Annotated in this window: 8 protein-coding genes and 1 riboswitch; all 8 genes read right to left on the reverse strand. The window is 46.9% G+C overall.

The window, feature by feature from the left end; all coding sequences use genetic code 11:
* Nucleotides 1-23 precede the first annotated feature (23 nt).
* Nucleotides 24-893, reverse strand: a complete 870-nt coding sequence (locus AVZ68_RS18045; protein WP_059105965.1) for a MetQ/NlpA family ABC transporter substrate-binding protein — start codon at nucleotides 891-893, stop codon at nucleotides 24-26.
* A 26-nt stretch (nucleotides 894-919) separates the two neighbouring features.
* Nucleotides 920-1,564: a methionine ABC transporter permease gene (locus AVZ68_RS18050; RefSeq protein ID WP_437182711.1), complete on the reverse strand. Its 645-nt coding sequence runs from the start codon at nucleotides 1,562-1,564 to the stop codon at nucleotides 920-922.
* 28 nt (nucleotides 1,565-1,592) lie between these two features.
* On the reverse strand, nucleotides 1,593-2,621 hold the full coding sequence (locus AVZ68_RS18055; RefSeq protein WP_059105966.1) for a methionine ABC transporter ATP-binding protein: 1,029 nt from the start codon (nucleotides 2,619-2,621) through the stop codon (nucleotides 1,593-1,595).
* Between the two features lie 180 nt (nucleotides 2,622-2,801).
* A riboswitch (SAM riboswitch) is annotated at nucleotides 2,802-2,905 on the reverse strand.
* A 176-nt stretch (nucleotides 2,906-3,081) separates the two neighbouring features.
* Nucleotides 3,082-3,828 (reverse strand): sugar phosphate isomerase/epimerase family protein, encoded by a 747-nt coding sequence (locus AVZ68_RS18060; protein WP_059105967.1) that lies wholly within the window; start codon nucleotides 3,826-3,828, stop codon nucleotides 3,082-3,084.
* Nucleotides 3,829-3,844: 16 nt separating this feature from the next.
* A complete protein-coding gene (locus AVZ68_RS18065; protein ID WP_059105968.1) occupies nucleotides 3,845-4,870 on the reverse strand; it encodes a Gfo/Idh/MocA family protein in 1,026 nt (341 codons plus the stop codon).
* 16 nt (nucleotides 4,871-4,886) lie between these two features.
* Complete coding sequence (locus tag AVZ68_RS18070; protein WP_059105969.1) at nucleotides 4,887-5,855, reverse strand: sugar phosphate isomerase/epimerase family protein; 969 nt, start codon at nucleotides 5,853-5,855, stop codon at nucleotides 4,887-4,889.
* Between the two features lie 180 nt (nucleotides 5,856-6,035).
* A complete protein-coding gene (locus tag AVZ68_RS18075; RefSeq protein WP_059105970.1) occupies nucleotides 6,036-6,566 on the reverse strand; it encodes a P-loop NTPase family protein in 531 nt (176 codons plus the stop codon).
* Between the two features lie 23 nt (nucleotides 6,567-6,589).
* Complete coding sequence (locus tag AVZ68_RS18080; RefSeq protein ID WP_059105971.1) at nucleotides 6,590-7,183, reverse strand: DedA family protein; 594 nt, start codon at nucleotides 7,181-7,183, stop codon at nucleotides 6,590-6,592.
* Between the last annotated feature and the right edge of the window lie 132 nt (nucleotides 7,184-7,315).

The following is a 7,315-nucleotide window of genomic DNA, read 5'->3' on the forward strand; positions in this document are numbered from 1 at the left end:
TTACAGCTCCTTTGGTTTAAACGTTATCTTGGGTAGCTATTTAACTCCTCCAAGCTGACAGCAGTGGGAATTTGAGCACCTTGATACTCCTCTTCAATAAACCTTGCGACTTCATCTGATTGGTAGATCTCTACAATCCGTTGGAGGGCAGGGTTGCCTGTGTTGTCAGATTGAGCGGCAATAATATTGATATAAGGAGTAGCCGTTTCATCCTCAAGGTAAATGGCGTCTTCTACCGGAATAAGCCCCGCATCAACAGCAAACCCATTATTGATTACAGAGGCATCGACATCCTGCATCACACGTGGTGCATTGCCGGCTGAGATTTGCGTAAGCTGAATATTTTTTGGATTGTTGGTGATTTGATCAACTCCACTGGTCACTCCAAAGTCTTCGTCAAGCTCTAGAAGTCCTGCTTGTTCAAGAAGCATTAAGTTCCGCGCTTGGTTGGTGACTTCTTGATCAATGGTAATCTCAGCACCGTCTGGAATATCTTCAACCGATTCATAGCGGTCAGAATAGAGTCCCATTGGCGCAATCACTGTGGAACCGATCGCTTCAACAGATAAATGATGTTCTTCTACAAAGTTATCAAAATAAGAAACCGTTTGGAAGGCGTTCGCGTCAAGTTCCCCTTCATCCAAAGCAAGGTTTGGTTGTACATAGTCGTTGAAGCGCTGAATGGTAATATTGATGCCTTCTTCTGCAGCAAGTTCAGAAATGTAATCCCATTGTGGTGTATCCGTTCCTGTGACACCAATTGTAACATCAACAGGATCATCGGGGCTGAATTCACCGTCTCCAGATGCTTGATCGTCTGAATTCGAACCACATGCGACGAGAAGAGGGATACTAACAAAAGCGGAAACAAAGAAAGCAAAATGTTTTTTCATAGATGAACACTCCTAGTTTTTTAAAATTAACGACGACGCGCGCGTTTAGATAAGAGATTTCCGAGAGATTGAAGACCTTGGACAATGATTACGAGTAGAGCGACGGTAATAATCATCGTGGCATTGTCAAAGCGCTGGTACCCATAGGTGATCGCTACGTCACCAACCCCTCCAGCACCAATCGCACCAGCCATGGCCGTTGCCCCAACAAGGCCTATCGTTGCCGTTGTAATGCTTAGAATAAGCGACCCCATTGCTTCAGGTAGCAGGAAACGCATAATGATTTGCAGTTTGGTTGCTCCCATTGAATCCGCCGCTTCAATGATGCCGTAGTCCACTTCAAGAAGGGAGTTTTCAATTAAGCGCGCAACGTAAGGAGCCGCATAGACGACGAGCGGAACCACAGCTGCGGTGGTCCCAACAGATGTACCCACAAGCAAGCGAGTAAATGGAATGATGGCTACCATTAAGATAATGAAAGGGATGGAGCGCAAAATATTAACTATAGGATTCAAACTAGTAAAGATAGCGGCATTCTCTAAGATATGTCCTTTTCGAGTGACCACAAGAACGACCCCTAATGGGATTCCGACAAGAACAGAAAAGACAAGAGAAAGGCTGACCATGTAAAGGGTTTGGTACAGTGCTTCAAATAGCTGCTCGGCTGTAATGTTTGGTCTAAATAAATCTGGCAATGTTTCAGTCACCGCGCTTCACCTCCGTGACGGTTAGACCTAAGCTTTTAATATAAGTAAACGCATTTTGTACTGAAGGAACATCTCCCTGGATTTCAACAATTAAGTGGCCAAATGGCGTTGCTTGAATTTCGATAATGCTTCCATAAAGCACATTCACATCAACATCAAACTGACGAACGAGACTAGAGAGAAGCGGTTGACCCGATGACTCTCCAATAAATTCAATTTTGTAGATTCCAGATGTACCATCTTTTTGATCAAGTGTTTTTAGAACACTATCTGGAATTTGATCTTGAACGACTGAACGGACAAATTTTTGGGTCGTTTGGTGCTGCGGCTTTGAAAAGATATCAAGAACCGTGCCTTCTTCAATCACTTGACCCGCTTCCATCACAGCCACACGATCACAAATCTCACGAATGACGCCCATCTCATGTGTGATAATCAAGATCGTTATGCTGTACTCCTCGTTTATTTTCTTTAGAAGCTGTAAGATTGAGCTCGTTGTTTCTGGGTCAAGAGCCGAAGTCGCTTCATCACATAAAAGCACAGCGGGGTTCGAAGCGAGTGCACGGGCAATACCTATGCGCTGTTTCTGACCGCCCGAAAGCTGTTCAGGGTAGCTGTGGGCTTTATCCGTAAGTCCAACAAATGTAAGTAGCTCCGTCACTCGCTCCGTCACTTTCGATTTTGGCGTATTCACAAGTTTGAGCGGCGTTGCTACATTTTCAAAAACGGTTTTCGAGTGAAGCAAGTTAAAATGTTGGAAAATCATGCCGATGTTTCGCTTAGCCTCTAGAAGCTTGGTACTCTTTACAGAGGTTAACACTTCTCCATTTACGATAACCTCTCCCTCAGTAGGACGTTCAAGGAGATTCACACAGCGAATCAACGTACTTTTTCCGGCACCACTAAAACCTATGACTCCATATACCTCTCCTTTGTTAATCTCCAGGCTGACATTATCAAGGGCCTTTAATTTGCCGCCATCCGTTTGAAACGTTTTGCTCACGTTTTTAAACTCAATCATCGTTCTCTCCACCTTCTTCACTACCCCCATTTAATTTAGAGGGGAACTAGGGATAAATTTCTAGAAAACAACCGAAAAGCGCAGGTGGGTTGCCCAAAATCCCGAGCTCTTACCCGCCGCAGCCAAACAAAAAGCCCCCTTTTCAAAAATGAAAAGAGGACTGAAAGTTACCATTCAACGCTCTTATCATCCAGGCATTACCCTGCAGGAATTAGCACCTTCCACACAAATGTGGGGTTGCTGAAGCGTCATCGGGCCAGTCCCTCTGCTCCTCGTGATAAGAAAATATTCTTTTTTGTTATCGTATGAAAATGATTATAGCAGACAACGGCACCCGAAGGCAAGAAAGAATTTTAATTGCCAGTCAGACAGCTGTCCCTCCTGTCCCACCTCCCCGCTAACCAACTTTCTAAGAAAAACCCCAACCATGACGGAAAAAGGTCACGGGTGGGGTTGTTGTTTACGGGTATATTCTTTGCAAGTTCTTATAGCTAATTTCAATGGATTCAAGAGGCGACCGTTCGCAAAGATCCTGTTCAACGATCAAATAATTCGCGCCCGCTTCTTCAGCGGCAGCAATGATCACGCTGATATCAAGAATGCCTTCGCCCACTTCCGCAAACGTCGGGTTGTCCTTTGACTTCAGGTCTTTAATGTGAACAAGCGGCAATCTACCAGTGTAGGATTTCGAATAGCCCGGTGCATTCACGCCTGCACGCTCAGCCCAATACGTATCAAGCTCAAGACTTACGTTAGCGGGCATGGTGTGATTCATAATCAAATCCAGCGCGTACTCCCCATCCACACGCTCAAATTCAAAGTCGTGATTGTGGTAGCAAAAGGTTAGACCCGCTTCTCTGCAAGTCCCACCAATCTCATCTAAGGTGGCGGCAAGGAGTTCATATTCAGAGCGCTCGCTCTCGTCTAAAAATGGGCAGATAATATAGTGAATACCCGCCTCTTTGTGATAGCGAATCGTCTCTTCCAGATCATCTCTTAACGTTTGCAGTGGCACATGACTCGAAAACGCCTGGAGGCCAATGCTTGCGAGCAACTCTTTTAATTCAGAAGCAGAGTAACCGCCAAAACCCGCAAATTCGACACCTTCGTAGCCGATGTCTTTTACCTTTTGGAGCGTTCCGGCAAAATCTTCTTCCGTTTCATTTCGCAACGTATACAGCTGAAGGCCGATTGGTAATTTCCCCATTTTTATTCATCCCTTCTCAAACGGATTCGACTGAGACAAAACGTTTCGTTTCGGCGGATTCAAGTGCAGCAAGGACCACGTTTAATGATTTCATCCCTTCTTCTCCTGTGATCGCTGGATCTTCCTGATCGACTACACTTTTGACAAACGCATCAATAACGCCGCTTGCCACTTGCTTATCATTTGTCGCTACCTCCCCCACTGAATACCTCTCCACCGTGCCATCCACGAGTTTCACCACCACTTGTACATTCGGATTATCGTGAATTTCTAGCACACCGTTCTCTCCGTAAATAGTCGTCGTGTTGTCCTCGCCTTTGTAATACGTCCAGCTGGCCGTCATCGTCCCAATGGCGCCGCCCTTCATACGCATCAGTGTGACCGCGTTATCATCAACGTCCGCCTCTTTGTGAATCGTTTCTACGAAGGCAGAGACTTCTGAGACTTCATCATCCAAGAGCCAGCGCATCAAGTCAATCTTATGCACCCCTAGATCTCCCATAGCCCCTACAAACGCTTTGTTCTTTTTCAAGAACCATGTGTCTTTCCCTTGGATGCTCCAAGAGTCCGCGCCCCCATGACCGAATGTGGTTTTATAGGTGAGAATGTTGCCAAGCTTTCCAGAGGCGAGAATCTCCTTCGCCTTCACATGAGGCGGCATAAGACGTTGATTGTGCCCGATCATTAGTTTCACGTTATTGTCTTTGGCGGCTTGAATCATTTCTTTTGCTTCCTCAAGGCTGGTCGCCATGGGCTTTTCGCATAGCACGTGGGCGCCAGCGTTTGCAGCTGCAATCGAGACCTGGGCGTGGTCAACATTCTGTGTACAAACGCTTACCGCGTCAACATCTTCTTTTTCAAGAAGCTCTTTGTAGTTGGTGTAAGCGCGGCCGCCATACTTAGCCACCATGTCTTCAGCAAGCTCTTTGGTTAGATCACAAAAGGCCACTAGTTCCACATTTTCGTTTGCCGCGTACTCCGGTACATGCCGGTGAATGGCAATGCTTCCATTCCCAATCACCGCGACTTTCAACGTTTGCATCGTACGTTCTCCTCTCTTATACCCACCACATGTCTGGTGCCGGTTCACTGATCATCACTTGTTTTAAGTTAGCAACTGCTTTTGAGAATCCTTCTTCAATCGACATTAAGCCGTCTTCATGTTCAATGCTAACAGCCCCGTCATACCCTACGAGCCTAAGCGTGCTAATGATGTCGCCCCATGTTTTCACATCGTGACCATAGCCGACCGATCTGAAAATCCAAGCCCGGTCTTGCATATTGGCGTATGACTGCATATCGAGCAACCCGTGCATATTCACATTTTCCGGGTCAATGTACGTATCTTTCGCATGAAAAAAATGAATGGCTTTTTCTTTGCCAAGGATTTTGATGGCCGCCACAGGATCGATTCCCTGCCACCATAGGTGACTCGGGTCCACGTTTGCACCAATGACTTCCCCTGCTGCCTCACGAAGCTTAAGCAAGGTTGCCGGGGTATGCACAAGAAACCCTCCGTGAAGTTCAAGCGCAATTTTGACATTGCGATCACTTGCATAGTTTCCCCATTCGCTCCAGTAAGGGATTAGCTTCTCGTCCCACTGCCATTTAAGCATCTCTCCGTACTCGTTTGGCCAGGCAGCGACAGGCCAACTAGGTTCTTTTGCATCTGGGTATGCTCCAGGCGTTCCGGAAAACGTTGTGACTGTCGACACTTCAAGCTTTTCCGCCAGTTCGACCGTCTTGACGAATGCATCGTGCGACTGCTCGGCAAACGCTTTATTCGGTGTTAGCGCGTTGCCGTGGCAGCTTAGGCTCGAAATGGTCAGCCCTCTGTCATCGACAGCCTTTTTAAACGCTTTCAATTTCGCCGGATTTTCGAGTAACTCTGCAGGGTTACAATGAGCCGTTCCTGGATAGGGACCTGTCCCAAGCTCCACGGTTTCAAGCCCGTGTGCTTTCACATGGTCGAGCATCTCTTCAAACGGTTTCTCCGCAAACAGTACAGCAAATACTCCTAATTTCATATGGATTTCCTCCTTTTATGGAATCGATTTCAGAAAAAATCTTAAGAAGAACAACTCCTGTCCCCATTGTACTATCTATTGCCTCTCCATTCACCCCTTTTTTCAACATTTTTTCAAATCGTCTATGGTTTCTTTCCCACTTTATGCGATCGAAGGCGCTCCACACAAGGGCGGCAACCGTTACTCCGCCCTGTTTGAGAGTTTTTCGAGGAAAGCCGACGCCTCCTTCCTCCCTCGTATAACATACGCTTGACGACCTGTCCCAAGATCCAGAAACGCCGCCACTCGTTTTCTCATTTTCCTTTTTCTTGGTCGATAGGTTCTTATAATGAATGAAAGGAAGGTGAAATCGAGCTTCTCAGGACACCCTTCCGTTAGATCGGGCCTGGTTCTGCCCGCATACTGAACGCGGCGTTTCAACACTCGGAACAAACAGACAGCCAGCGGCATTTCTAAATAAATCACCGTGTCTGCTTTAGCGGCTCGAATGTCATAGCTGTTCGAATAGTTTCCCTCTATGATCCATTCTGAACCTGAAACCACGTACTCTTGCTTGGCCCGAAACTCTTCAAGAGAAGCCTCGACCCATCCTGGCTGCCAAAAAAACGTGTCCAGATGATGGACAGGAAGCCCCGTAATGTCCGATAGCTTTCGTGAAAACATAGACTTGCCTGCACCGGCAGATGATCCAATCACCATCACTCGTTTCACACGATTCCCTCCTCGCAAAGCGGTCAACATTTTCTCCTTATGATCCATTTTACCACAATATAGAAAAACAGACCTGAAAGAATAATCATGACTAAAGGAAGCAGAAATTCATTGGCATACCCTGCAGCTTCCCGCCACCTTGGCCCAAGAGCAAATCCGATATACACGTATAGGTAGGTAATAGGGACCATCGCTAAAAACGTGTACAAGGAGAAGGCGAGAACATTCATTTTCGCCATGCCACAGGGAATAGAGATTGCCGTGCGTACAAGAGGCAAAAAGCGGGCAAAAAAGGCGACCCCGGCTCCGTACTTTGCAAAAAAACGCTCGGCCGCGTGGATTTCCTTTTCACGAATAAGAAAATACTTTCCGACCTTCTCCACAAGCGGCCGCCCCCCGAAACGACCGACGGCATAGAGAGTGAGCGGTCCTGTCACTCCGCCGACCGAGCCGGCGAGAACCGCAAGGAAAAACAGCATGTCCCCTTCATACACCCAGTAGCCAACCAGCGGCAGAACCAGCTCGGCTGGCACCATTTCTAGACTAAGCATGAGCACGACGCCAACATACGACCAGGAGCGCAAATGTTCGATAACCCAGAGTATGAGAGCTTCCATAGTGACCCCCTATCCTTGATCCTGATTCAGTGTATGAACGCTTGGCCACAATCAGAACAAAGGAGGATCGCTTGTACTGCACTCTGAACCTCCCACACCTAAAGGAGTGGGGTTCTAAAGTATTAAAAGACT

The sequence above is a fragment of the Shouchella shacheensis genome (genome assembly GCF_001484965.1).
GTDB classification, from domain to species: domain Bacteria; phylum Bacillota; class Bacilli; order Bacillales; family Bacillaceae_D; genus Shouchella; species Shouchella shacheensis.

Coding starts and splice junctions, on each gene's coding strand:
- AVZ68_RS18045 (WP_059105965.1), bottom strand. CDS start 893: ATGAAAAAACATTTTGCTTTCTTTGTTTCCGCTTTTGTTAGTATCCCT.
- AVZ68_RS18055 (WP_059105966.1), bottom strand. CDS start 2,621: ATGATTGAGTTTAAAAACGTGAGCAAAACGTTTCAAACGGATGGCGGC.
- AVZ68_RS18060 (WP_059105967.1), bottom strand. CDS start 3,828: ATGGGGAAATTACCAATCGGCCTTCAGCTGTATACGTTGCGAAATGAA.
- AVZ68_RS18065 (WP_059105968.1), bottom strand. CDS start 4,870: ATGCAAACGTTGAAAGTCGCGGTGATTGGGAATGGAAGCATTGCCATT.
- AVZ68_RS18070 (WP_059105969.1), bottom strand. CDS start 5,855: ATGAAATTAGGAGTATTTGCTGTACTGTTTGCGGAGAAACCGTTTGAA.
- AVZ68_RS18080 (WP_059105971.1), bottom strand. CDS start 7,183: ATGGAAGCTCTCATACTCTGGGTTATCGAACATTTGCGCTCCTGGTCG.